At 33.8% G+C, this 26,138-nt stretch carries 19 protein-coding genes and 3 tRNA genes; 9 read left to right on the plus strand and 13 right to left on the minus strand.

All coding sequences use genetic code 11. The features are described from left to right. The first annotated feature begins 20 nt into the window (after positions 1–20). The 3 genes from H4O20_RS02970 (at position 21) to H4O20_RS02980 (ending at position 3,249) form a co-directional block, all read left to right on the plus strand. Positions 21–1,367 (plus strand): DEAD/DEAH box helicase, encoded by a 1,347-nt coding sequence (locus H4O20_RS02970; protein ID WP_185098236.1) that lies wholly within the window; start codon positions 21–23, stop codon positions 1,365–1,367. Continuing rightward, positions 1,367–2,680 (plus strand): DEAD/DEAH box helicase, encoded by a 1,314-nt coding sequence (locus H4O20_RS02975; protein WP_185098237.1) that lies wholly within the window; start codon positions 1,367–1,369, stop codon positions 2,678–2,680. Before H4O20_RS02970 ends, H4O20_RS02975 begins: the two co-directional genes overlap by 1 nt. A 119-nt stretch (positions 2,681–2,799) precedes the next feature. After that, positions 2,800–3,249: a KTSC domain-containing protein gene (locus H4O20_RS02980; protein WP_185098238.1), complete on the plus strand. Its 450-nt coding sequence runs from the start codon at positions 2,800–2,802 to the stop codon at positions 3,247–3,249. 88 nt (positions 3,250–3,337) lie between these two features. Here the strand turns inward: H4O20_RS02980 and H4O20_RS02985 are convergent, their stop codons facing one another. Beyond that, entirely contained in the window at positions 3,338–3,742 is a 405-nt protein-coding gene (locus tag H4O20_RS02985; RefSeq protein WP_185098239.1) for a glyoxalase, read from the minus strand. A gap of 189 nt (positions 3,743–3,931) precedes the next feature. Here H4O20_RS02985 and H4O20_RS02990 point away from each other — a divergent pair, with 189 nt between their 5' ends. Beyond that, entirely contained in the window at positions 3,932–5,467 is a 1,536-nt protein-coding gene (locus H4O20_RS02990) for an NAD(P)H-hydrate dehydratase (protein ID WP_185098240.1), read from the plus strand. 77 nt (positions 5,468–5,544) lie between these two features. Here the strand turns inward: H4O20_RS02990 and H4O20_RS02995 are convergent, their stop codons facing one another. Then, positions 5,545–6,912 (minus strand): TlpA disulfide reductase family protein, encoded by a 1,368-nt coding sequence (locus H4O20_RS02995; protein ID WP_185098241.1) that lies wholly within the window; start codon positions 6,910–6,912, stop codon positions 5,545–5,547. A gap of 106 nt (positions 6,913–7,018) precedes the next feature. Here H4O20_RS02995 and hutH point away from each other — a divergent pair, with 106 nt between their 5' ends. Together hutH and H4O20_RS03005 are read left to right on the plus strand one after the other, a co-directional pair. Next, a complete protein-coding gene (hutH, locus tag H4O20_RS03000) occupies positions 7,019–8,530 on the plus strand; it encodes a histidine ammonia-lyase (RefSeq protein WP_185098285.1) in 1,512 nt (503 codons plus the stop codon). Positions 8,531–8,562: 32 nt separating this feature from the next. Continuing rightward, positions 8,563–9,447, plus strand: coding sequence for a T9SS type A sorting domain-containing protein (locus H4O20_RS03005; protein ID WP_139854698.1), 885 nt, complete (start codon positions 8,563–8,565; stop codon positions 9,445–9,447). An 83-nt stretch (positions 9,448–9,530) separates the two neighbouring features. On the opposite strand, the gene H4O20_RS03010 is transcribed toward H4O20_RS03005, so the two are convergent. Next, complete coding sequence (locus tag H4O20_RS03010; RefSeq protein WP_185098242.1) at positions 9,531–12,083, minus strand: ATP-dependent Clp protease ATP-binding subunit; 2,553 nt, start codon at positions 12,081–12,083, stop codon at positions 9,531–9,533. A 255-nt stretch (positions 12,084–12,338) separates the two neighbouring features. Between H4O20_RS03010 and gyrA the strand changes: the two genes are divergently transcribed. Beyond that, positions 12,339–14,897 (plus strand): DNA gyrase subunit A, encoded by a 2,559-nt coding sequence (gyrA, locus tag H4O20_RS03015; RefSeq protein ID WP_185098243.1) that lies wholly within the window; start codon positions 12,339–12,341, stop codon positions 14,895–14,897. A 10-nt stretch (positions 14,898–14,907) separates the two neighbouring features. Then, complete coding sequence (locus tag H4O20_RS03020) at positions 14,908–16,164, plus strand: tetratricopeptide repeat protein (RefSeq protein ID WP_139854695.1); 1,257 nt, start codon at positions 14,908–14,910, stop codon at positions 16,162–16,164. Between the two features lie 123 nt (positions 16,165–16,287). Here H4O20_RS03020 and H4O20_RS03025 read toward each other — a convergent pair whose 3' ends face one another. Then, on the minus strand, positions 16,288–17,037 hold the full coding sequence (locus tag H4O20_RS03025) for a C40 family peptidase (RefSeq protein ID WP_165147853.1): 750 nt from the start codon (positions 17,035–17,037) through the stop codon (positions 16,288–16,290). Positions 17,038–17,061: 24 nt separating this feature from the next. After that, on the minus strand, positions 17,062–18,240 hold the full coding sequence (locus H4O20_RS03030; protein WP_185098244.1) for an acetyl-CoA C-acyltransferase: 1,179 nt from the start codon (positions 18,238–18,240) through the stop codon (positions 17,062–17,064). Between the two features lie 130 nt (positions 18,241–18,370). Here H4O20_RS03030 and H4O20_RS03035 point away from each other — a divergent pair, with 130 nt between their 5' ends. Further along, a complete protein-coding gene (locus H4O20_RS03035) occupies positions 18,371–20,416 on the plus strand; it encodes an HD family phosphohydrolase (RefSeq protein WP_185098245.1) in 2,046 nt (681 codons plus the stop codon). Between the two features lie 53 nt (positions 20,417–20,469). Here H4O20_RS03035 and H4O20_RS03040 read toward each other — a convergent pair. From H4O20_RS03040 to tsaD, 8 genes are all read right to left on the minus strand, one after another. Continuing rightward, positions 20,470–20,543: transfer RNA gene (locus tag H4O20_RS03040), tRNA-Arg, on the minus strand. 46 nt (positions 20,544–20,589) lie between these two features. Beyond that, positions 20,590–20,664 (minus strand) — tRNA-Pro (locus tag H4O20_RS03045). Between the two features lie 84 nt (positions 20,665–20,748). Beyond that, positions 20,749–20,832 (minus strand) — tRNA-Ser (locus H4O20_RS03050). A 152-nt stretch (positions 20,833–20,984) separates the two neighbouring features. After that, the gene (locus tag H4O20_RS03055) at positions 20,985–22,151 is read right to left on the minus strand and encodes a class I SAM-dependent methyltransferase (RefSeq protein WP_139854691.1); all 1,167 of its coding nucleotides are present in this window, start codon (positions 22,149–22,151) and stop codon (positions 20,985–20,987) included. Next, positions 22,152–23,249 (minus strand): AI-2E family transporter, encoded by a 1,098-nt coding sequence (locus tag H4O20_RS03060; protein WP_282032768.1) that lies wholly within the window; start codon positions 23,247–23,249, stop codon positions 22,152–22,154. A 125-nt stretch (positions 23,250–23,374) separates the two neighbouring features. Then, positions 23,375–24,019, minus strand: coding sequence for a DUF4159 domain-containing protein (locus tag H4O20_RS03065; protein WP_185098246.1), 645 nt, complete (start codon positions 24,017–24,019; stop codon positions 23,375–23,377). 297 nt (positions 24,020–24,316) lie between these two features. Next, on the minus strand, positions 24,317–25,033 hold the full coding sequence (locus H4O20_RS03070; RefSeq protein WP_185098247.1) for a 16S rRNA (uracil(1498)-N(3))-methyltransferase: 717 nt from the start codon (positions 25,031–25,033) through the stop codon (positions 24,317–24,319). 69 nt (positions 25,034–25,102) lie between these two features. Next, positions 25,103–26,125, minus strand: coding sequence for a tRNA (adenosine(37)-N6)-threonylcarbamoyltransferase complex transferase subunit TsaD (gene tsaD / locus H4O20_RS03075; protein WP_185098248.1), 1,023 nt, complete (start codon positions 26,123–26,125; stop codon positions 25,103–25,105). Positions 26,126–26,138: the final 13 nt, after the last annotated feature.

Here is a 26,138-nt window from a genome sequence, read left to right on the forward strand (position 1 = left end):
TCTTTGCCGAAAATAATTATATGCCCAATACATTTTCCAATTTAGGAATAAATTCTAAACTACAACAAAGTCTAGCCGAATTAAATATTACTGTACCAACAGATATTCAACAAAAAACAATCCCATTAATCTTGAGTCAAGATAAAGACGTTGTTGCACTAGCAAAAACGGGGACTGGAAAAACTGCTGCATTTGGATTACCTCTTTTGCAAGTTATAGATTCCAAAAAAACTAATATACAAGTAGTCATTCTTGCACCTACACGAGAACTAGGTCAACAAATACACACTAATTTAGTTTCTTTTAGCTCACATAGCCCTGAAATTAGTATTGCCTCAGTATGTGGTGGTATTCCTATAAAACCTCAGATAGAGCGTTTGAAAATCCCAACTCATATTGTAGTTGCCACTCCAGGACGTTTGGTAGACTTAATAAACAGAAAAGCCATTGATCTAAAAAATACTTCGTATTTAGTTTTAGATGAAGCGGATGAGATGGTAAGTGCACTTAAAACCGATTTGGATTTAATCATTCAGGAAACTCCAAAGAATAGAAGAACGTTATTGTTTACTGCTACCATGCCTGGAACTATAAAACAGTTAGTCCAAAATTATATGAACAAAAACGTAGTTCATATTGAGGCGGATATGGAAACCGTGGGACATCAAGGCATAGAGCATCAGTTTTTAGTAGTAGAACCTATAGAAAAGCTTGATATTCTGCTTCACCTTTTAAGTTCGAAAGAAGGAGAACGAGGAATTATATTTTGTAAAACTAAAGCTGCTGTAAATAAACTAGCAAAGAATTTAGCTATAAATAAATTTTCGTCAGGAGCTATACACGGAAGTCTTTCACAACCTATTCGCGATCGAGTAATGGGACAGTTTAGAGAAGGTCATATCGATATACTTGTTGCAACAGATCTTGCGGCAAGAGGACTTGATGTAAAAGAAATTAGTTACGTTGTAAATTATCACTTACCCGATACTTATGAAACTTACGTTCACAGAAGTGGTAGAACAGCTAGAGCGGGAGCAAAGGGGCTTTCGGTTACTATTTTACAACAAGAAGAAGTGTTTGAAATTCCTGAGTTCGAAGAAGAATTAGGGATTGTTTTTAACGAAATGAATAAGCCTGACGCCCAAAGCACTGAAGAAAACAACACTTTACTATGGGCTAAGAAAATTTTTAAAACAAAACCAAACCGAACAATATCACCTGAGTTTAGAGAGAAAATAGGCACTGTATTTCATCATTTGACCAAAGAGGAATTAATTGATAAAGTTCTTGCTCATCAACTCGCTCAAACTACTATTGCAGCGCCAAAGGAAGAAGCACCAACAAAGAAAAAGAAGAAAAAGAAATAATGGCAAACGAGATAAAAGACCAACAGGATATTCTGGCAAAGCTGAACATTTCAGCTTTAAATCCTATGCAGGAGAAAGCTATTGAAACAATAAATACCAATTCAAATACAATCCTCTTATCCCCAACGGGTACAGGTAAAACCTTGGCTTTCTTATTGCCTATTTTAGATGGTTTAAATGTAGATAATCCAGAAGTTCAAGCATTAATTGTGGTTCCTACACGAGAATTGGCTATTCAAATTGAGCAGGTAGTCAGAAATATGGGTTCAGGCTTTAAAGTAAATGCAGTTTACGGAGGCAGGTCGAAGAGTAAAGATAAAATAGAACTCAAACATACCCCGGCAATATTAATTGGTACACCTGGTAGAATTTTAGATCATTTTGACGATGCCCGCTTTTCTAAAGCAAGTATAAACACTTTAGTTTTAGATGAGTACGACAAATCTCTTGAGATAGGATTTGAAAGTGAAATGAGTGAAATCTTAAGTGAATTAAACAGTGTAAGTAAACGTATTCTAACATCTGCAACACAAGGAGTTGGAGTTCCAAAGTTTGTGAATTTAATCAATCCAATTGTTTTAGATTTTTTAACTGAAACTTCAGATCCAAAACTTTCAATTAAAACTGTGGTTTCTGAAGAAAAAAATAAGCTTCAAGCCTTATTGAATCTTGTAAAGTATTTGGGGTATCAACCAGGAATTATCTTTTGCAACTTTCGCGAAAGTATCGATATGGTTAGTGATTTTCTTAATGATAATAGGGTAAGCCATACTTGTTTTTCAGGTGGAATGGAACAAAAGGATAGAGAAAGAGCTCTTATAAAATTTAGAAATGGAACTAGTCAGATACTGGTATCTACCGATCTTGCTGCAAGAGGAATTGACATTCCAGAGTTAAAATACATTATACATTATGAGCTTCCGCTTTCGGCTGTTGAGTTTACACACAGAAACGGTAGAACAGCTAGAGTAAATGAGAAGGGTACAGCTTATGTGCTAAAATGGAAAAATCAGCTTTTACCTGATTTTATTGAAAAAACAGATCCAATAGAAATCCCTAGAGTTACCTCACAAGTTCAACAGCAACTAGAAACGCTTTTTATTTCAGGAGGAAGAAAAGACAAAATATCTAAAGGCGATATTGCTGGCCTATTTATAAAGCAAGGAAATATAAGTCAAGAACAGTTGGGGAATATTGAATTAAAACAAGACTGTGCCTTTGTAGCTGTTCCTTTAGAGCTAGCGGATGATTTAGTTAATAAATTAAACAACAGCCGACTTAAAAAGAAAAAAGTAAGAATTTATATCCTTTAATTTATAGGTTTTAACCTTAGACTTTTCATCTCACTTGTAATTTTATAAAATGAAGTTTTATAAAATGCTAATTATAAGATATTAAGACGTACTTTCGCGGCCGCAAAAATAGCGAGCATATGAAACGCATAAACGAATATAAAAAACTCTTTGGAGTTGAAAAAGAGATAGAATTAAAGGCTTTAAAAACTAGTTACCGCAATCTAGTAAAAGAGTGGCACCCCGATAAATTTCAAGAAGGTGATCCACTACGTGAAGAAGCAGAGTTAAATTCCCGTAAAATTATCGACGGGTATCATTTTTTAGTAAGTATAGCACCAGAAACTAAAGCTGCAAACCTAGAAGAATTTACCGATACTGTTACAAACGCTGGAATCGCTGATTTTCAACACAAAGGAATGCTTTTAGAAATTACTTACTTAGATGGTAGTACTTATGAATTCTTTGGAGTAGCTAGATCGATCTTTATAAAAATGGTAAATAGCGACAAATTAAACCGTTTTGCTAAACGAACAATTTATCCAAATTATTTATATAGAAAATCGAAACGAATGATGGAGCATGCTTAATTATTAGGCAGCACAAAGTTGTGTAAAACATTATTGAAAGCGCTTCAAATTTAAATGAAGCGCTTTTTTATTATACCAGATTAATTATTTAAGCATATTCAAATTCTAATAATTGAATATTACTTTTTATCCTTTCCTTCACAATATCCATCATTCGCTTATTCAATGCGGATGAATTTTGAATATATTTTTGATATTCATCTAAGGTAAATTGTCCGATAATAATTCCTTTTAGAGAGTTTCGAAACTTAATATCCTTATTGATAGAGTTATCAATGTATTCAAGTTTTTTTTCGACGTTGAGATCATAAAATACATTTTTATGCTTGGCAATATAATTGCGAAATACAGCTAGTAGCAAATCGCCTTGTAGTTTGATAATTGGTCTAATTGTTTTGTTTTGAAAACATTCATCATCAGACATTTGAGGATTGACTTTAGCTGAAGAAATTTCTGGACGCATTAAAAGCAGTAAACTATCACGAGTTTCCATAATGTGTTTTTCTTAAAGTTATAAAATAACAAGCCTATACTGATGCATTTCTCAATTAGTTATAAACGTATTTTCAACAATAGGAAATAATGTTATTATATTTGAAGAAAACTTGACCTCCTCTGGTTTTGGGTATTATATTTATGGCTTAGAAATACCTATAACCTAAAGATGAAACTATAATATTATATGAAAATATTCTCAGCAGAACAATTATACGAAGCAGATAAAATTACTTTAGAGCAACAACAAATTACCACCGAAGAGTTAATGGAGCGAGCAGGCGCTCAAATTTTTAATTGGTTTCACGAACGTTTAAATGGTGCTTCTGTACCAATTCATATTTTTTGCGGAATTGGTAACAATGGTGGGGATGGCTTGGTTTTAGGTAGATTATTGATTGAATCCGGCTATAATGTTATAGTGTATGTGGTTAATTGTAGCGATAAACGTTCTAAAAGCTTTCTTTACAATTATGATTTAATTAAAAATGTAACCAAGGATTGGCCAATTTTAATGAAGGGTGAAAATGATTTCCCAGAAATTGATCCTGAGGATATAATAGTAGATGCTATTTTCGGAATTGGTCTAAACCGTTGTCCAGACGGATGGGTAAAGAAATTAATTCAACATTTAAATGCTATTCCTGCTTTTAAATTAGCTGTTGATATACCAAGTGGTCTGTTTCCTAATACAGCTTTAAAGGATGAAGCTGCTGTTTTAAGAGCAAACCATACGCTAACGTTTCAAACTCCAAAGCTTGCTTTCTTTTTACCTGAAACAGCTCAATTTGCTCCTAGTTTTGACTTATTAGATATTGGATTAGATAGAGAGTTTCTTGTAAATACGAAGCCATTAGCCCAAATAATTTCTAAGCCTGAAGCACAAAACTTATACAAACATCGTGAACGATTTGCACATAAAGGAAATTATGGTCACGCGTTGATTGTTGCTGGAAGTTACGGCAAAATTGGAGCTGCTGCTATTTCAACAGCTGCAACTTTTAGAATTGGAGCCGGTATGATTACTACTTTTATTCCTAAATGTGGATATTCTATTCTACAAACTACAGTGCCTGAAGCAATGGTTGCTACAGATATAGAAGAAGAATTTATAAGTAAAATTAATGTTGACTTTGAACCCTCTGCGATTGGAGTTGGAATGGGTATCGGGAAAAGAGAACACACAGTTGAAGCATTAAAAAACCTATTTAGGAACTTTAATTCACCAATGGTAATAGATGCTGATGCTATAAATTTAATTGCCGAAAATAAAGAATTGCTAAAACTTCTTCCTAAAAATTCAATTTTAACGCCACACCCTGGTGAATTACAAAGGCTTGTTGGTAAGTGGGAAGATGATTACGATAAAATAGAGAAAGTAAAGAAGTTCTCAATTAAACACGAGGTTTTAGTTGTAATAAAAGGAGCTCATTCAATTACAATTTTTGGTGATACTCTTTATTTAAATAGCTCAGGGAATCCGGGTATGGCTACGGCAGGTAGTGGAGATGCGCTTAGCGGTGTTATTACAGGATTATTATCTCAGGGCTATGATCCATTAACATCATGTGTGTTTGGGGTATATATGCATGGATTTGCAGGAGATCTAGCTGTAAATCAAATGGGATATGAAGCTGTTATGGCAAATGATATTATTAATAATATAGGTGAAGCATATATGATGCTATTTGCAAAAGACCAATCTGAAGGGGAAAACAACTAATAAAAAACCACGAATATTAGATTCAGATATAATTAGAATCTTCTATTCGTGGTCTAATATAATTAGGTAAATTCTTTTTAAATTAACTCATCAAATATTTTTCTTAATTCAGGGTCTGAAGGTCTAGGCGCATCAGCTGAAACAATATTTCCTTCGGTATCAATCAAAATAAATCTAGGGATTCCAAGAATAGCGTAATCCACAACAAATTTCGATTTCCAATTGTTATCTGCCATCAGTTGAATACCTACTAATTCTTTCTCAGTAACCATACTTTTCCACTTGTCGTAGTCTTTTGGTTCATCAATAGAAATGCTTACAAATTGGATGTTTTTATCCTCATAGTCATTCTCAACTTCTTTTAGGAAAGGAATTTCACGTAAACAAGGTCCGCACCATGTTGCCCAAACATCCACATAAACATATTTACCTCTTAAATCTTCTAAAGATGTAGTGCCTCCCTTATGGTTTTCATAGTTGAAAGTAGGAGAGGGGTTACCCTTAGTAATTACTTTTAATTTGTTGTATTGCTCAGTAAGCTTAGCTAAATTTTCAGGATTCGGATTACTGTTCTTATAAATATTATAAGCTTCTTCTAGGTTATCATCAGCTTTAAGGCCAAACTGTAAATAAGAACTCATCATTCTGTCCTTAGCATATCCGTTTGGAAGAGCTTCGTTTATTTTATTTAAGAAAAGAATAGTTTCGTTCGCATCTGTATTTTGTGAAGCTTCTTCTGAAACTAATCTGTTGTAATGTACTTGAAGTAAGTTTTGATACGCTGCAGAATTTCTAAAAGCTAAAGTGTCTTTAAAGTTTATGTCTTTAAGTTCATTGTAAAATTCTTTTGAAACTTCAAATTCTTTATTCCCAGAGAAATGACGATGCCCACTCTTATAATTTTCTATCATAATGGCTCGCGCATATTTGTCTTCTTCAGCTAAGCTTTTCTTAAAGTTATCATTAGCGATTTTACTCTCCTTAAAAAGAGAATCTAAACTTTTCTGGTTTTCATCTATTTGTTTTAAAAATGCATTTTCATCCTTAGAGAATAACTCTTTTAAATCTACATTTTGCTCATTCCAAAGATATTTTGCAGCCAAGAAATTATTAATATCCGCTAAATCTCCAGTGTATTTTAAGCTTTCATCAAATTCTGCTGCATTTAAAGTTACCGATAGGTTTTTACCTTTTTCTAAATATATTTCAGTGCGTTCGCGACCAACATAGAGTTCATAAAACCCATCTTTTTTTATATTTAAAGTATCTACAAAACTCCCCGTTTCAGAGATTGGCACTCTTGATTCAAAACCATTGCCACGAACAAATGCTGTTTCACCAGTGTTATTTGTAACGCTACCATTAATAACGGTATAAGTAGGTTTTTCTTCAGTATTACAAGAAACGATGAAAAGCGCTATAATAATCCAACTTAATTTTTTCATTTTTAATATTTTAAAATTATGACTTACAAAATTAGGGCTTTTGAAAGATAGAAAAGGTGGTAAGGCGGGCAAAAATCAGTATTTTTGTGAAAACAAAACAATTATAATGCAAGACACACATTACATCAGCTCTGAAATTCTTGACTTAGAGTTAATTAAGGATATATTAGATAATCATAAAAAGCTTGATCTTTCTGAAGAAGCCCAACTTAATATTAATAAATCCCGTGAATATTTAGTAAACAAAATAAAGGATAACGAGACTCCTGTTTACGGTATAAATACTGGTTTTGGTTCATTGTGTAATGTGAAAATTACCTCTGATAACCTTTCAAAACTACAAGAAAACCTCGTAATGAGTCACGCTTGTGGTACAGGGGAATTTGTTCCAAAACCTATAATTAAACTTATGCTTTTGTTGAAAATACAATCCTTAAGTTATGGTTATAGTGGCGTTCAGTTAGAAACCGTTAAGAGATTAATCGACTTTTATAATAACGATATTTTACCTGTTATTTATAATCAAGGAAGTTTAGGAGCTTCAGGAGACTTAGCGCCATTAGCACATCTATCTCTACCTTTATTAGGGAAAGGAGAAGTTTATTATGGTGGAGAGCGTTTAGCTTCTGAAAAGATTTTGAAAAAATTTAATTGGGAACCTATAAAGTTACAAGCTAAGGAAGGTTTAGCATTGTTAAATGGAACTCAATTTATGAGTGCTTATGGGGTGTACTGTTTACTTAAAAGTTACAAATTATCCTATTTAGCCGATTTAATTAGTGCTATTTCTATAGATGCGTTTGATTGTAATATGAGTCCATATAACGCTCTTGTGCATTTGGTAAGACCGCATAGAGGACAAGTAAAAACTGCGGAGCAAATTTTAGACTTTTTAGAAGGTAGTGAAATAGGAGTATCTGAAAAGAAAAACGTTCAAGACCCATATTCTTTCCGTTGTATCCCTCAAGTACACGGAGCCACAAAAGACACAATTCATTTCGTAAACAAAACTTTTAAAACTGAAATAAACTCAGTTACCGACAATCCAAACATTTTTGTAAAAGACGATTTAATTATATCTGGCGGTAACTTTCACGGTCAACCATTAGCATTAGCACTAGATTATTTAGCAATTGCAATGTCTGAACTAGGGAATATTTCTGAAAGAAGAACTTATCAATTGGTTTCGGGACTAAGAGATTTACCAGCTTTCTTAGTTAATAACCCAGGATTAAACAGTGGTTTTATGATTCCTCAATATACTGCTGCAAGTATAGTAAGCCAAAATAAACAATTGGCAGCTCCAGCTTCAGTAGATTCTATTGTTTCATCTAATGGTCAAGAAGATCACGTAAGTATGGGGGCTAATGGAGCAACTAAATGTTTACGTGTAATTGAAAACTTAGAAACCATTTTAGCCATTGAATTGATGAACGCTTCTCAAGCTTTAAAGTTTAGAGAACCAAAATCTTCATCTCCATTTATTGAATCATTCTTAAAGCCATATCGTTCTATTGTACCTTTTATTGAGAACGATAGAATTATGGCAGACGATATTCATGCAACGATTGCATTCATCCAATCCTTAGATGTTGATTCTGAAATAATATTTGATTAATATAACGCAAGCATATAACCAAATACTGAATTATGAAAAGTAAATTATCAATTCTTGTTTTTTTAATTTTAAATACTTCTGTATTTGCCCAGAGTTATAAGCCTTTGTTAGATAATATTAATGAATGGCATTTTACAACTTGCTTTTCTGGATGCTTAACAGACGCCTATTATACTGATGGTGATACTATTGTGAATGGTAAGAATTATAAGATTTTGGATGGATACCATTATATATCCCGCACATTTTTACTTCGTGAAGATATAGCAACCCAAAAAGTATACATAAAGTTTGCCACTTCTGAACCTAGTGATGAGTATCTGTTATATGATTTTTCATTGAGTGAAGGAGATGTTTTTGATATGAAAAACCCTGTCACTCCTTTTCCACGTGATGGAGGGCTTTTTGTAGTGGATTCTATTATAGCAAGACCTTTACAAGATGGAAACAATTATAAGCATTATTATTTTTCACCTGCGCCGGGGAATACTACTAGTAACAATAATGCTATTTGGGTTGAAGGTGTAGGGTCTTTATCGTTAATAAATGCTCCCGGAGGGAAACCAAATATTAATGAAGTAGGAGAGCTTAGCTGTTTTTTTAAAGATACAGAAGTTTTTTATGCTAATTTAGACTCTATTCAAGATTGTATTCCAATTCATCTTGGTGTGACAAAAAACTATTTGGAAGAAGTAGTTGTTACAAAACAATTGAACAGTAATACTTGCATCTTAAGTAACACACAGAATGTGAAAAGTGTAAAGGTTTTTGATTTGTCCGGCAAACTGTTGAGTAATATAAATAATAACGGAAATGGCTCAATTACTGTAGATCTATCAGCCTACCAAAACGGTTTATATGTACTTTTAGCAAATGGATTTGGAGACACCAAGAAGTCTTTTAAAGTTTTAAAGTAAGTAGTAAAAATTTGAATTTATTACATAAAAAAACTCTTCGTTGATTTATCAGCGAAGAGTTTATTATTTAAAGCCACCTTATTTTACGACTCGGTGGTCTTCTTTTGCTTATTAATTTTTATAGTAAGCTCATCTTTACTTTCATCAAGATCCATAATTATAGAATCGCCTTCATCTAAATTGCTGTTGATGATTTCTTCAGCAAGGGCATCTTCTATATACTTTTGAATCGCTCTGTTTAAAGGACGCGCTCCATATTGTTTGTCAAAACCTTTGTCAGCAATATAATCCTTGGCTTTTTCAGTTAACTTCAGGTCGTAACCTAAATCTGAAATACGTAAGAATAATTTGTTCAATTCAATATCAATAATTTTATGAATATCCTCTCTTTCAAGAGCGTTAAACACCATAACATCATCAATACGGTTTAAGAATTCTGGCGCAAAAGTTTTCTTTAAAGCGTTTTCAATAACACTCTTAGTATGTGCTTCTTCTTGACTCTTCTTTGCAGAAGTACCAAAACCAACACCTTGACCAAAATCTTTAATCTGACGGGCACCAACATTAGAAGTCATAATGATAATAGTGTTTCTAAAATCAATTTTTCTACCAAGGCTGTCTGTCAAATATCCATCATCTAAAACTTGTAGAAGCATATTGAATACATCTGGATGGGCTTTTTCAATTTCATCTAAAAGCACAACAGCATAGGGTTTTCTTCTAATCTTCTCGGTAAGCTGACCACCTTCTTCGTAACCAACGTACCCTGGAGGTGCTCCAACTAAACGAGAAACAGCGAACTTCTCCATATACTCGCTCATGTCAATACGAATCAAAGCATTATCAGAATCGAATAACTCTCGTGCTAATACTTTTGCAAGTTGGGTTTTACCGACTCCTGTTTGACCTAAGAAAATAAATGACCCAATAGGTTTGTTTGGATCTTTTAATCCTGCTCGGTTTCTTTGAATTGCTTTCACAACTTTAGAAACAGCTTCGTCTTGACCAATAACTTTACCTTTAATTCTATCAGGTAGGGCGGCTAATTTGGTTGTTTCGGTTTGTGCAATTCTATTTACTGGTACACCAGTCATCATAGAAACTACTTCTGCAACATTGTCTTCAGAAACAGTTTCTCTGTGAAGTTTTGAATCTTCTTCCCACTTTTCTTGTTCCGTAGCGAGTTCTTTTTCAAGATTTTTCTCGTCATCTCGAAGTTTTGCCGCTTCTTCGTATTTCTGTTTTTTAACTACAGTGTTTTTAAGTTCGCGAACTTCTTCTAGTTGTTTTTCAAGTTCTAAAATTCTATCTGGAACATGAATATTGGTAATATGAACACGTGACCCAGCCTCATCTAAAGCATCAATTGCTTTGTCTGGAAGGAAACGCTCCGTCATATACCTATTAGTAAGTTTTACACACGCTTCAATTGCATCTTGAGTATAGGTTACATTGTGATGCGACTCGTATTTATCTTTAATATTTTCGAGAATTTCGATTGTTTCTTCAACAGTAGTTGGTTCAACCAATACTTTTTGAAAACGTCTTTCTAAAGCCCCGTCTTTCTCGATATACTGTCTGTATTCATCTAAAGTAGTTGCTCCAATGCATTGTATTTCTCCACGAGCTAATGCTGGTTTAAACATATTTGAAGCGTCTAACGAACCTGTAGCTCCACCTGCACCCACAATTGTGTGAATCTCATCGATGAATAGAATAATGTCGTCATTCTTTTCAAGTTCGTTCATTACAGCTTTCATTCGCTCTTCAAACTGACCGCGGTATTTGGTTCCAGCAACAAGACTAGCCAAATCTAAAGTAACAACTCTTTTATCGTAAAGAATTCTTGAAACTTTTCTTTGTATTATTCTAAGTGCTAAACCTTCAGCAATAGCAGATTTACCAACACCTGGTTCACCAATAAGTAAAGGGTTGTTTTTCTTCCTTCTACTCAATATTTGGGAAACGCGTTGAATTTCATCTTCACGGCCTACAACAGGGTCGAGTTTTCCTTCTTCCGCCATTGCGGTTAGGTCTCTACCAAAATTGTCTAATACTGGAGTTTTCGATTTTTTATTCGATTTAGCTGAAGAACCTGTAAATAAATTCTCCTTGCCACCATCCTGTGGTGAATCATTATCATCATTTGGAAAAGCATCAGCACTTGGTGTGTCTATATATTCGTCATCATTTGTAATCATAAGTTTAAATTGATTTTTTACCCCGTCATAATCAACTTTCATCTTGTTTAATAATTTGGTTGTAGGGTCGTTCTCATTCCTAAGAATACAAAGTAACAAATGTGCAGTATTAATAGAATTGCTTTGAAAAAGCTTAGCTTCTAAAAACGTTGTCTTCAATGCTCTTTCCGCTTGGCGGGTGAGATGAAGGTTCTTTTTGTCGTTAGTATTTGTAATCACGCCCGGGTTTGCTGGGCTTAATATCTCTACTTTTCTTCTTAAGTGGTTAAGATCTACGGTAAGTGCATTAAGTATAGTTACCGCCTTACCGTTACCATCTCTTAAAAGGCCAAGCATTAAATGCTCTGTGCCTATAAAATCGTGGCCTAAACGTAAGGCTTCTTCCTTGCTGTATGCAATTACATCTTTAACTCTAGGTGAAAAATTATCATCCATATTTTAAATCCTCTCTTCTTTTAGGTACTAAATTAACCAAATTAAGGCAAATACTGTTCCTCTTTAATATCGTTTTAGTAAAAGGACAAAATATAAAGGGAATTTCAAAAGATAATTCACGATACTTATTAACGATTAACAGGCCTAAATTTGTTAATAAATTCGTGAATAAACCATACCAATAACCCCTGTTAAACCTGCGAAAATGCGTATCTTGCTCCATTAGTTTAATAACGATAATTAATTCTATTTTTTATGACGGAAGGTGAGAAAGTGATCCCTATAAACATTGAAGATGAAATGAAATCTGCCTACATCGATTATTCGATGTCGGTCATAGTGTCACGTGCACTGCCAGATGTTCGTGATGGAATGAAGCCTGTACACAGAAGGGTTTTGTTTGGAATGCACGAATTAGGTATTAGAGCAACAGGGGCTCACAAAAAATCTGCGAGAATTGTAGGAGAGGTACTAGGTAAATATCACCCACACGGTGATACCTCTGTATATGATGCAATGGTACGTATGGCTCAAGAATGGAGTTTGCGCTATTTATTGGTAGACGGTCAAGGTAACTTCGGATCTGTAGATGGTGATAGTCCAGCTGCAATGCGTTATACAGAAGCAAGAATGCAGAAGATTTCTGAAGATATGCTTGCTGATATCGATAAAGAAACTGTAGATCATCAATTAAACTTTGACGATACATTAAAAGAACCTACTGTTTTACCTACACGAGTTCCTGGACTATTGATTAATGGTGCCTCTGGAATTGCCGTAGGTATGGCAACAAATATGCCTCCACATAACTTAACTGAAGTTGTAGATGGAACCATTGCCTATATAAAAGATAACGATATAGACATCGATGGGTTAATGCAGTATATTAAAGCGCCAGACTTTCCTACAGGAGGAATAATTTACGGATACGAAGGGGTTCGTGAAGCTTTCCATACAGGTCGCGGACGTGTAGTTATGCGTGCAAAAGCAACTTTTGAGGAAGTTAATGGTAGAGAGTGTATAATTGTCACTGAAATTCCTTACCAAGTAAACAAAGCGGAAATGATTAAGAAAACCGCTGATATGGTAAACGAAAAGAAAATTGAGGGTATAGCCAATATCCGTGATGAGAGTGACAGAAAAGGAATGCGCATTGTTTATATATTGAAGCGTGATGCTATCCCAAACATCGTTCTTAATACATTATATAAGTATACAGCATTGCAGTCTAGCTTTAGTGTAAACAATATTGCACTAGTAAAAGGAAGACCACAATTATTAAATTTAAAAGAATTAATACATTATTTTGTTGAACACCGTCACGAGGTGGTGGTACGACGTACAGAATACTTACTTCGCAAAGCTGAGGAGCGCGCACATATTTTGGAAGGTTTAATTATTGCATCAGATAATATCGATGAAGTAATTAGACTAATCCGAGCGTCTTCTAATGCTGATGAAGCAAGAGAAAAGCTTATTGAAGCATTCAAGCTTTCTGAAATTCAAGCTAAGGCTATTGTTGAAATGCGTCTTCGTCAATTAACTGGACTGGAGCAGGACAAATTGCGCAGTGAGTACGAAGAGTTAATGAAAACAATTGAAGATTACAAAGACATTCTTGCTCGTAAAGAACGTAGAATGGAAATTATAAAAGAAGAGCTTGAGGAAATTAAAGCTAAATATGGCGATGAACGTCGTTCAGTAATTGAATATGCAGGTGGAGATGTAAGTATTACAGATCTAATCGCAGACGAGCAGGTGGTAATTACAATTTCTCATGCCGGCTATATTAAGCGAACTTCACTTTCAGAATACAAAACTCAAAATAGAGGAGGGGTAGGCCAAAAAGCTTCATCTACTCGAAATGAAGATTTCTTAGAATATTTATTTGTTGGTACAAATCACCAATATATGTTGTTCTTTACACAAACTGGAAAATGTTTCTGGATGCGTGTATTTGAAATCCCTGAGGGGACGAGAACATCTAAGGGTAGAGCTATTCAGAATCTAATAAATATTGGTCCAGATGATAAAGTAAAAGCTTTTATCTGTACTCAAGATTTAAAAGATGAAGAATACATCAATAGCCATTATGTAATTATGGCTACTAAAAAAGGACAAGTTAAGAAAACTCCTTTAGAGCAATATTCAAGACCTAGAGCAAATGGTATTAACGCCATTACCATTCGTGAAGACGATGAGCTTTTAGAAGCAAAACTTACAACTGGTGATAGCCAAGTAATGTTAGCAGTTCGTTCAGGAAAAGCAATTCGTTTTGAAGAAGAGAAAACCCGTCCTATGGGACGAAATGCATCTGGTGTTCGCGGAATTACTCTAGGAGATGAAAATGATGAAGTGGTTGGAATGATTGCTGTTAACCATGGTGACTCCGATATATTAGTAGTTTCTGAAAACGGTTACGGTAAAAGGTCATTAATAGACGATTATAGAGTTACTAACCGTGGCGGAAAAGGTGTAAAAACTATTAATATTACCGAAAAAACCGGTAAATTAGTAGCAATTAAGAATGTGACAGATGAGGATGATTTAATGATTATCAATAAATCTGGTATCGCAATTCGTATGGCAGTTTCCGACCTAAGAGTTATGGGACGTGCTACGCAAGGTGTTCGTTTAATAAAAGTTAGAGAAGATGACGCCATTGCTGCAGTTGCAAAAGCAATGAAAGATGAAGACGAGGATGAGTTAGAAATTGTTGATGATAACAATGATGGCACTACTCTTGATAATGATGATAACAATGATGGCACTACTCTTGATAATAACGACACACAAACCGAAAATAACGAATAAAAATTAACACATGAAAAAACGAATTTTAATAACAGGGCTTGCTTTTGTATCTGCTATTTCATTTGGACAAAAAAAAGAAATAAAAAAGGCTGAAAAGGCATTAAAGTCTAATGATTTTAAAGAAGCTTTAGCTTATTTAAACGAAGCTGAACCTCTTTTAGGAACTGTAGATAATGATATGAAAGCTCAGTTCTATGCTACACGTGGTAATGCCTTATTAGGTAATGGTGTAGCTACCGATTATTCTAATTTAAAAGGTGCTGCAGATGCATTTGCTAAAGCATTGGAGTTAGATCCTAAGTTAGAATCACAATTAGCAGCTTCACTTCAGAATCTTCGAGCTGGATTAATTAATGGCGCAATTAAAGACCAAAATGCTGGTAATTTCGAGTTGGCGACAGAGAAACTGTATACAAGTTATACAGTAAGTAAGGATATGGATGATCTTTATTTTGCTGCTGGTAATGCGGTAAATGCAAAAGATTATGATTCAAGTTTAAAGTACTATCAAATGCTATTGGATGCTGGTTATACTGGTGAAACCAAGGAATTTGTTGCTACTGATAAAGAAACTGGTGAAGTAATTCCTTTCGAAACTGAGCAATCAAGAAGCCTAGCGCTTAAAAGTGGTCAATATATCAAGCCTGAAATTAGAGTTACTGCATCTCGAAAAGGTGAAATTCTTCGTAATATGACACTTATCTACTTAGAACAAGGAGATAATGACAAAGCTACTTCAGTAATGAAAGCTGCTAGAGAAGAAAACCCAGATGATATCTATCTTATGAGAGCCGAAGCTGATATGAGTTATAAAATGGGTGATATTACTCGATATAACCAAATCATGAACCAAATTGCTGCAACTGATCCAGACAATCCAGAGATTTACTTCAATATGGGTGTGGCTAGTGCAGAATTAGGAGATACTGATAAAGCGTTAGAGCATTACAACAGAGCTTTAGAGTTGAAACCTGATTACGAGGCTGCTCTAATTAATATTGCTGTATTGAAATTATCTACTGAAGATGCTTTAGTTGAAGAAATGAATAGTTTAGGAAATTCAAGAGCTGATAACATTCGTTATGATGAGCTTAAAGAACAACGTGCTGATATTTATAGAGCAACTGTTCCATACCTTACTAAAGCAATGGAGTTAAACCCTAATAATCCAGATGTTGTTAGAACATTGATGAACATTTACGGACAATTGGCGGATGATGCAAATTATCAAAAAATGAAAGCTAAACTTGCTACTTTAGAAAAGTAAGATAAGTTAGTTCCATATATTAAAGCAAAACCCTCTGAAATTTCAGAGGGTTTTTAATTATCATATCAATTGTAAAAGAAGGGCTATACTAATTGAATTTCACTACCCTCTATAAAATATAATTTATATTATACGTTTTATAACTCTTAGTTTGTGAGTATGATTACGAACGTCGTAATTAAATATTCCGCTATGATCAATTCTATCAATGCGCACTTTTCCGTGAGCGTGAATAATATAATTGTCTTTCATAATAATCCCCACGTGAGTAATTTTTCCTTCGTCATTATCAAAAAAAGCTAAGTCTCCTGGTTCACTTTCCTCTATAAAGCTTAAAGCTTCACCTTGCGTGGCTTGTTGACTAGCATCTCTTAATAATTTTTGACCGTTTAGTTTGTAAACCATTTGAGTAAAACCACTACAATCAATTCCAAAAGGTGTTTTACCTCCCCATAAATACGGACTATTTAAATAGAGTAGGGCGGTTTCAACTAAATGTTCTTTTGGAAGAGATTTTGTAATTGCTTTTCCTTCAAAATGATGATTTAAATATTCAGCTGCAGAAACATTGCTTCCTAAGCAAATTGAAAATAATTGATTTTCAGAAGTAGTCACAAAATCAACTAAATCTGAAGAAAGCTTCAAGTTGGTTTTATCAAAATTTAAATAATCTTCTTCTGAAATATTTACAAACTGCTTATTGTCTATCCAACCTTCATATTTATCAAAAGCTAAACGGATTCGGCTCCATTTCTTGCGAGATTCTAAAACTTTAAAATGTTCGCCATAGAGCACCTGCGTAACCATTTCACTAGCATCACTAGCTTCGGCCCGAAGAGGAACTATGCTTAAATTACAGATCCCGTAATCCATTCAGAATATATTGAAGTATACGGTTTAGATTCTTTCAATTACCATTGCAGAAGCACCACCACCACCATTACAGATAGCTGCAGCACCAATTTTTGCATCATTTTGTTTTAAAACATTAAGAAGCGTAATTAAAATTCTTACACCGCTACATCCAAGAGGGTGACCTAAAGAAACAGCACCTCCATTAACGTTTACATTACTATCGTTAAGACCTAATATTTTCATATTTGCAAGTCCAACAACTGCGAATGCTTCATTAAATTCGAAGAAATCTACATCTTTAATATCTATCCCTGCTTTTGCAATTGCTTTTGGAAGCGCTTTTGCAGGAGCGGTTGTAAACCATTTTGGTTCGTGAGCAGCATCTGCATAACCTTTAATGTAAGCTAAAGGAGTAAGACCTAATTCTTTTGCTTTAGCTTCACTCATTAAAATCATTGCTCCAGCACCATCATTTATTGTAGAAGCATTGGCTGCAGTAACAGTTCCATCTTTAGTAAATGCAGGGCGTAACGTTGCAATTCTATCCATCTTTACGTTCTTATACTCCTCATCTTCCGAAACTACAACTGGTTCGCCACGACGTTGTGGAACTTCAACTGGAACAACCTCTTCTTTAAATTTACCTTCAGACCAAGCTTTTGCAGAACGCTCGTACGATTGTACAGCAAATGCATCTTGATCTTCACGCGAAAAATTATATTCTGTAGCACATAAATCTGCGCAAGTTCCCATTGCGTTGTGATCGTAAGCATCTACAAGACCATCTTTTTGCATACCATCTGTTAAAGTAGCTGGTCCAAATTTTGTAGCGTTACGCATATGCACATAATGAGGAATATTACTCATACTTTCCATTCCACCTGCTACAACTATTTCTGCATCACCTAAAGCGATTGCTTGGGCAGCTTGCATCACAGCTTTCATACCTGAAGCACATACTTTGTTTACTGTAGTACTTGGTACGCTATCAGGAAGACCTGCACCTAAAGCAGCTTGTCTAGCAGGAGCTTGGCCAACACCAGCTTGTACCACGTTACCCATATATACTTCTTGTACTAAAGAAGGATCAAGGTTAATTTTATCTAAGGCTCCTTTTATTGCTGCAGATCCCAATTGAGTTGCAGTTAGAGATGAAAGGCTACCCATAAAACTTCCAATTGGGGTTCTTGCTGCCGATACTATTACTACTTTATTGCTCATATTACTGTTTTTAATATTAAAAATAAGGACTGCGAAATTACGGATTTCAATCTTAAAAATCAATCTTTGCAGGTATAGGTTTTGGGATAACTCATTCCTTATTTATACCTTTACTATAAGTAATCAATATATGAAGAACTATTTTTCTTTGTTCGCGAAAAACCAATCTCTTATTTATAAGGTTTTTCTATTCCTTTTTGCCACACTCTTAGTAATTTACTTTCTTCCTAAAGGTGGACAGTTTAAATACAATTTCCAAAAAGGAAAGCCATGGCAATATGAGAACTTATATGCTCCATTTAGTTTTACAATTAAAAAAGCTGAGGATAGTCTAAAAAAAGAAAAAGAAGAAATTAGAGCTAATGCTATTCCGTATTTTGAATACAATAGCAGGATAGAACCAAATGTAATTGAAGACTTTAAAAAAGAACTCGCGTTAAGATATGTAGATAGTCTGCATAAAACCCCAAAAAATAAAATTGAACAAATAGGGGAAAGGTTTATTTCTCAAATATATAAGAATGGTGTTACCGATGAAATATTTAATTACGAAGATAATCGTCTTATTTATTTGAAAAATGGAAATGAAATTGAAGAACACAACTATTCTCAACTATTTAAGAAAGAAAAATTAAACAATAGCGTAAGACAATTAGTTGAAAAGAATAACACTGAAGACTCTCAAGCTTTACTTTATAATATATTAAACGATGTATTAGAGTCTAATGTAAAATTGAATTCCAAATTAACCGAAGCTGCAATTGAATCTGAAATAAAAGCCCTGAACCCTAATAGAGGAATTATTGAAAAGGGAGGAAGAGTGATTGCTAAAGGAGAGGTTGTTGAAGGAGAAAAATTTCAAATTTTGAATTCTCTAAAAGCTGAATTTGAAAGTCAGATTTGGAGTAAGAATAACTACCTCTGGCTTTTGGTGGGATATACCATATTGGTGTCATTAGTATTTTTAATGCTATTCCTATTCCTGAAAAAATATAGACCTTATATATATAACAACAACACCAAAGTTACATTTATATTTTTCAATATCTTTTTAATGGTTTTCTTAACCACTTTAGTATTGAAAGTGCATTCGGACTATGTTTACATAGTACCAATCTGTATTTTACCATTAATTCTGAAAGCTTTTTTCGATCCACGTGTTGGATTGTTTGTACATGTTTTAACCATATTATTATTAGGCTTTATTGTTCCTAATAGTTTTGAGTATATGTTTTTACAATTCATTGCGGGGATTGTGACAATTCTTACTGTTTCTGAACTTTACAAGCGAGTTAATTTATTTATTTCAGTAGGTCAAATAACCTTGATTTACATAATTGGTTATTTTGCCTTTTTTGTAATTCAAGAAGGAAATGTCCAAGCTCTGGAGTGGCAAAGTTTTCAGTATTTTATACTATGTGGCTTAGCAACACTATTTGCCCATCCATTAATATACTTTTACGAGAAAATATTTGGACTAGTTTCAGATGTATCACTTTTAGAACTCAGTGATACAAATTCAAAACTTTTAAAAGAGCTGTCGAATAAGGCACCAGGAACATTTCACCATTCATTGAATGTCGCAAATCTTGCCGAAGCGTCTGCAAACGAAATTGGAGCTAATAGCATGTTGGTAAGGGTAGGGGCGTTATACCACGATATAGGTAAAATGTTAAATCCTACAATGTTTACTGAAAATCAGGCCAATTCAATAAACTCTCATAACGAGTTAGACCCTCAAGAGAGTGCCAAAATAATTATTGACCATGTAATTAAGGGTATTGAAATAGCACGAAAAAATAATTTACCAGACAGAGTAATTGATTTTATTAGAACCCATCACGGTACTAGTTTGGTCTATTATTTCTATAAAAAGGAAAAAGAGTTACAGGGAGAAGCCAATATAGAAGACTTTACCTATCCAGGTCCTATTCCTTTTTCAAAAGAAACTGCAATTTTAATGATGGCAGATAGTGTAGAAGCTGCTAGTAAGAGTTTAAAAGAGCCTTCTTCAACCATAATTGATGAGTTTGTAGAAAAGATTATTAATAATCAAATGGCGCAAGGACAGTTTCTAAATGCCGATATTACTTTTAAGGAAATTGAAACAATCAAAAAGGTTTTAAAGAAAAAACTCAACAATATTTATCATTTGCGTGTTGAGTATCCTGAATAAAATTTAATAGAAATTATTGGAAACAAAAAATCCCCTTAATAGGGGATTGAGTGTGATCGCGCCAGGATTCGAACCTGGGACCGTCTGCTTAGAAGGCAGATGCTCTATCCAGCTGAGCTACGCGACCAATAAAAAATAAAAAAGCCGAACAATATTACTTGTCCGGCTTTTTGTCGGGGTGGCAGGATTCGAACCTGCGACCTCCTGCTCCCAAAGCAGGCGCGATAACCGGGCTACGCTACACCCCGAAAAAGTTCTCGCGAACTTTAACATTTCTAACTTTAAAAACTAATATCAGTATAAATAAAGAACTTTAGTTTTTCGAGTCAATGCGGAGAGACAGGGACTCGAACCCTGGCGACGGTTACCCGTCGACAGATTAGCAATCTGCTCCGTTACCACTCCGGCACCTCTCCAATTTTTTTATGAACTTGCATCCTGAAATGCGAGTGCAAATATATGCCTTCTTATTAATTCCCACAAACAAAAATGAGCTTTTTTTTTAGATAATTTTTAATTGATTTGAAATCAAGCAGATGCCAATGAAAAAAAATTAAAAAATCTTGTCCTACACCTTAGAGCATACAATCATTACTCTTTTACCTTCCAAATTGGTTGTGAAAAATAGGTAAATATTACCTCCATCAGAGAGTTTCCATTTCTTACGAAGTGTTGCAACTGATTCCGGGAAGTTTCTTGTGGTGATATTTGCTTTCTTGAACGCTAAAGCCGATTTAATTTTCTTTTTATTATAAGGAACTACCTTTTCAATTTTAAACCTTCTTCCAGGAAAATCAATTAAATGATCATTGGTATATAAATGGGTGTTGACTTCAATTTTATTTAAATTGAGCTTTTCTGAAATCAAATCAAATGCACCACTTTTTAAAATTGCTGTATTAGGTTCATATAAATATTCCTGTGGCAAACTGTAATCTGCTTTGGCAGTTTCATTCCAATTAAAACTAAATTCTTCAAGCTCGGTTTTTGTGAAATTTATAGTTTTAATTTTTAACACAGAATCTTTTCCTTCTTTTAGAAGCCATAAAAGCTCTTTTACTTCATTTTCAACTGCAACTATATGTATTTCTGAAACGTCTTTTAATTCGTTTAATCCAACTGTAATATCAAGCATCGGGGAGGTCTTTAGAAGAAACACTTCACAGTTGCTTAAAATTTCATCAATATTGTTTGGAATGTTAGGCTGGCAATCTTTTAAAAAGAAAACTTTTCCTTTACTATCGTGACGACGTGAAGGATCGGCATAAATTACCGGGTACTTCTTATTTAATACTGTTTTTAATCCATCTTCGTTGAAGCACTTTATATTTCTACCTAAAACTTGAAAATTATGACGCACTATTTCTGAAAGAGATTCATTTAACTCAAAGTGATGAACCTCAGGAAACTTTTCAGAAAAATAATAACTATCCACACCAAACCCTCCCGTAATGTCCGCGATTAATTCTCCTTTCACTAAAGAAGCTTTATATTCTGAAGTAATTTCAGATGACGTTTGCTCCAAATTCAATTTTGGAGGGTATAATATATCTCGGGTAGAAAACCAAGTAGGTAATTTCTTTTCTATTCTACTTCGACTTTCAATTTGCTGAAGCAACTCTTGAATACTAACAGTTTCAAATGGACTTCCGCTGAAAGCAAGTTTAGAAATCTCCCCTTCAAAATTTCTTATGAAATCTTGAACTTCGGTATTTAGAATTGACTTATTAAACAATTAGTATAGATTTCTTGTTAGGCGTTTTACAACTTTATACTCAGAAAGAAATTCTTTCGCTATAACTTTTATTGCAGTGTAAGTAGGTACTGCAAGTATCATTCCCGGTATACCAAAAATAAACCCAGCCATAATTATAGAAATAAAAATTTCTAAAGGATGCGATCGTACGCTATGACCGAAAATTACAGGTTGTGATATAAAATTGTCAAATATTTGCGCAATGGAATATCCAACCGTAATAATGATTAATAGTGGTAATAATTCTGACGAAAAATCTGCTGCTAAATTATTGGAAACTACCACAAGTAACATCAACCCCCAACCAATTAATGGACCTAAATACGGAATAATGTTTAAAAAAGCACAAATTAGAGCAACAGCAATAGCGTCGTTTATATCTATGTATAATAAAAGTACAGAGTAGAATAATGCGAGGATTAAAATTTGAAATACAATTCCAATAAAATACCTTGATAATAACTCTTTAATTTTAATCAATATCCTCTTAAATCTTGCTTCATTCTTATTTTTTGCGAAAGACAATACAGATCGTGCAATCAATCCCTCGTCCTTAAGTAGAAAAAATAGAATAAATAATACTGAAAATAATCCTATTACAGTGGAACCAATATTTCCAAAGAGTATATCTACGAAGCTTGGTATAATTTCTACATCCATATTTTTTGCATACGATGTCCTTTTAACAGCTTCAACTAATTGAAAGTGATCTACACCTAAATAATCACTTGCTTGAATATTAAGTTCGTTTAAATCGCGTTTAACTTCATCAAAATTTATTTGTGAAATATGCTTTCCTTGCTCAATTATAATAGGGATAAAAATACTTAGTACAAGGCTGAATGCTCCAATAATCAGTAATAAAGTAGTTATTGAAGCTAATGTATTGGTGAATTTTAGTTTGTCTTTTAAGAAAATTACAACGGGTCGGCCAATTAATGAAAGCACAATTGCTAACCCGATATATAGTATAAGGGCCTGTATTTTGTTTATAATCCAAAACAAAATACAGATACCAACCAATACGGCTAGTGCTCTTAAAATACCTAGTGTTATTGCTCTTGCGGTGACTTTCACACGGTAAATATACTATAAAACAAATTGTGAAAAATTAAATGTTTTGTTAAGTATTTAAGATGAAAATTGTTAGATTGATTGTAGGATTAATTAATAAGTAGAGGTCTATTATTAAATACAATATATTAATTTTCAAAAACGTATTTAATAATGTTTGCACCCATTTGCAGTGCTTTCAACCTTATTTCTTGAGGATCATTATGCACTTCAGGATTTTCCCAACCATTCCCTAAATCTGTTTCATAAGTGTAGAGTAGTAATAGTCTGTCTCCTTCAAATATTCCGAATGCTTGAGGTCTTAAACCATCGTGTTCGTGAATTTTAGGCATTCCATTTGGGAATTTAAAATGGTAATTAAATAGAGGATGATTAGCAGGTAACTCTTTTAATTCTTTGTTAGGAAATAACTTAACAATCTCTTTTCGCAAATAAGTATCCATTCCATAATTATCGTCTATGTGTAAGAATCCGCCACTTAACAAGTAATTTCTTAAATTCTCAGCTTCCTCTGCAGAGAAAAAGATATTACCATGGCCTGTAATATGCACGAAAGCATAATCAAAAATATCAATACTAGCTGGAGTTACGGTTTTAGGTTTTTCGTTAATGGTTGTATTGATATTTTCATTGCAAAACTTAATCAAATTAGGTAATGATGTAGGATTTGCATACCAATCGCCACCACCTCCATATTGCAAGACTGCAATTTCTTGAGCTTGAATAGTCGTTGTGCAAATGAAGAGTAAAAATGATAAAACTATTAGTCGCATAGCCGTCAAAAATACAAATAAGTAAACAATACCATCACGCAATTAAATTATGTTGCATTATAATGTAAGTTATAGTTACAAAAATTGACAAAACAATAAAAATAAAAAGAAAGTACTTTATGTGTAATTATATTTAATATTCTAATTACCAGTATTTTAAAACAAGTCTAACTTTTACCTAACAGGTTTACTCCCTCAGTTTTATAAAGCGCTTTTTACTTTATAATAGGCGGTTCTGCGACTATTTATTAAAGTAAAAAATAAGAATTTATTAGACTGTAAATCTGTTAGGTTTTTTTATTCATTTATAAACGCTACACTATGACAAGCTACTATAGCCGCAGTTTCTGTTCGTAGTCTGCTTTCGCCTAATGCAACGGGAATATATCCTGCATTTTTGGCCATTTCTATTTCCTCAGGAGAAAAATCACCTTCGGGACCAATTAATATAGAAGTATTTTTATTGGGTATTAATACAGATTTTAATGATTTCTTATTTGTGGGATCATCTTCACAATGTGCTATACACTTTAATTCATCTGAAGTGGTTTGTGAATCTATAAAATCCTTAAATGAAATAGCTTCATTTAAAACAGGTAAATATGCTTTTAAAGATTGCTTCATTGCACTTTGTAATATTTTCTCATAGCGTTCTGGTTTAATAACCTTACGTTCACTGTGATGACAAATAACTGGTGTAATTTCAGTTACTCCAATTTCTGTAGCCTTTTCTAAAAACCATTCGTAACGGTCGTTAAGCTTGGTAGGTGCTACAATTAAATGAAGTTGGTACGGGAGTTGTGGTTGCTTTTCTTCAAAAAGTATGTTAACTGTACAACCTTTGGGATTTGCGTTAATAATTTCAGCATCAAAGAAAACACCTTTTCCATTGGTTATTTTAAAAATATCACCTTCTTTCATGCGTAAAACCTTTACTATATGACGACTTTCCTCTTTATCGAAAGATATTTCTTTATCAGAACTAGAGATGGTTGGATTGTAGAATAATTGCATTTAAAAGGTATTTAATTCTGCTTATACTTTTTACTGAAAACTTAAAACAATATCGTTTTGGAGATAATTTTAAAATTTCATTCGTGCTGAAGCTATCACATTGTTTTCAGCAAAATTTTGATTTTTGTATTTTAATTCTCCAACTATAGCAATCATAGCAGCATTATCAGTACAGAATTCAAATTTTGGAATGTGCGTTTTCCAACCGTATTTAGATTCGGCTTCTTTTAAAGCATTTCTAATCCCGCTATTTGCAGAAACACCCCCACCAATTGCAATTTCCTTAATCCCCGTCTTCTTAACGGCGTTCTTAAGTTTATCCATTAAATAATCAACTATAGTAAATTGTAAACTAGCACAGATATCTTCTATGTTTTCAGAAATAAAATCAGGGTTTTTAGCAACTTCCTTTTCTACAAAATAAAGTACCGATGTTTTTAATCCACTAAAGCTAAAGTCCATTAAACCAACTTTTGGCTTTGGAAACTTAAAGGCTTTAGGGTTTCCAGCCTGTGCATACTTGTCTACCAAAGGACCACCAGGATAGGGTAGTCCAAGTATTTTAGCACTTTTATCGAAAGCTTCACCAACAGCGTCATCTATAGTTTGGCCAATAACTTCCATTTCAAAATAATTGGTAACTTTTACTATTTGGGTATGCCCACCACTAATAGTCATTGCCAAAAAAGGAAAATTTGGTGCTGATTGTCCTTCAGCTTTAATAAAATGAGCTAATATATGTGCTTGCATATGGTTGACATCTATCAAAGGAACACCTAATCCTAATGCCAAAGATTTTGAAAATGAGGTACCTACAAGTAATGACCCCATAAGTCCTGGTCCACGTGTAAAAGCAATGGCAGATAACTGATTTTTGTCGATATTTGCTTTGCGTAAAGCTTCGTGAACTACGGGAACAATATTTTGCTGATGTGCACGCGAAGCAAGTTCAGGAACAACACCACCGTATTGTTCGTGAATAGCTTGTGTAGCAACAACATTACTGAGTATTTTTCCGTTGTTGATTACCGCAGCAGCAGTATCATCACAAGAGGATTCGATTCCTAAGATGTAACATTCTTTTTCTGTCAAAGCAAAAGGGTAT

It is taken from the genome of Aequorivita sp. 609, assembly GCF_014212065.1.
Lineage (GTDB): Bacteria > Bacteroidota > Bacteroidia > Flavobacteriales > Flavobacteriaceae > Aequorivita > Aequorivita sinensis.

What these genes read in the sequence shown, in the direction of transcription:
- H4O20_RS02970 (WP_185098236.1), top strand. Translation starts at nt 21, where the DNA reads ATGCCCAATACATTTTCCAATTTAGGAATAAATTCTAAACTACAACAA.
- H4O20_RS02975 (WP_185098237.1), top strand. Translation starts at nt 1,367, where the DNA reads ATGGCAAACGAGATAAAAGACCAACAGGATATTCTGGCAAAGCTGAAC.
- H4O20_RS02980 (WP_185098238.1), top strand. Translation starts at nt 2,800, where the DNA reads ATGAAACGCATAAACGAATATAAAAAACTCTTTGGAGTTGAAAAAGAG.
- H4O20_RS02985 (WP_185098239.1), bottom strand. Translation starts at nt 3,742, where the DNA reads ATGGAAACTCGTGATAGTTTACTGCTTTTAATGCGTCCAGAAATTTCT.
- H4O20_RS02990 (WP_185098240.1), top strand. Translation starts at nt 3,932, where the DNA reads ATGAAAATATTCTCAGCAGAACAATTATACGAAGCAGATAAAATTACT.
- H4O20_RS02995 (WP_185098241.1), bottom strand. Translation starts at nt 6,912, where the DNA reads ATGAAAAAATTAAGTTGGATTATTATAGCGCTTTTCATCGTTTCTTGT.
- hutH (WP_185098285.1), top strand. Translation starts at nt 7,019, where the DNA reads ATGCAAGACACACATTACATCAGCTCTGAAATTCTTGACTTAGAGTTA.
- H4O20_RS03005 (WP_139854698.1), top strand. Translation starts at nt 8,563, where the DNA reads ATGAAAAGTAAATTATCAATTCTTGTTTTTTTAATTTTAAATACTTCT.
- H4O20_RS03010 (WP_185098242.1), bottom strand. Translation starts at nt 12,083, where the DNA reads ATGGATGATAATTTTTCACCTAGAGTTAAAGATGTAATTGCATACAGC.
- gyrA (WP_185098243.1), top strand. Translation starts at nt 12,339, where the DNA reads ATGACGGAAGGTGAGAAAGTGATCCCTATAAACATTGAAGATGAAATG.
- H4O20_RS03020 (WP_139854695.1), top strand. Translation starts at nt 14,908, where the DNA reads ATGAAAAAACGAATTTTAATAACAGGGCTTGCTTTTGTATCTGCTATT.
- H4O20_RS03025 (WP_165147853.1), bottom strand. Translation starts at nt 17,037, where the DNA reads ATGGATTACGGGATCTGTAATTTAAGCATAGTTCCTCTTCGGGCCGAA.
- H4O20_RS03030 (WP_185098244.1), bottom strand. Translation starts at nt 18,240, where the DNA reads ATGAGCAATAAAGTAGTAATAGTATCGGCAGCAAGAACCCCAATTGGA.
- H4O20_RS03035 (WP_185098245.1), top strand. Translation starts at nt 18,371, where the DNA reads ATGAAGAACTATTTTTCTTTGTTCGCGAAAAACCAATCTCTTATTTAT.
- H4O20_RS03065 (WP_185098246.1), bottom strand. Translation starts at nt 24,019, where the DNA reads ATGCGACTAATAGTTTTATCATTTTTACTCTTCATTTGCACAACGACT.
- H4O20_RS03070 (WP_185098247.1), bottom strand. Translation starts at nt 25,033, where the DNA reads ATGCAATTATTCTACAATCCAACCATCTCTAGTTCTGATAAAGAAATA.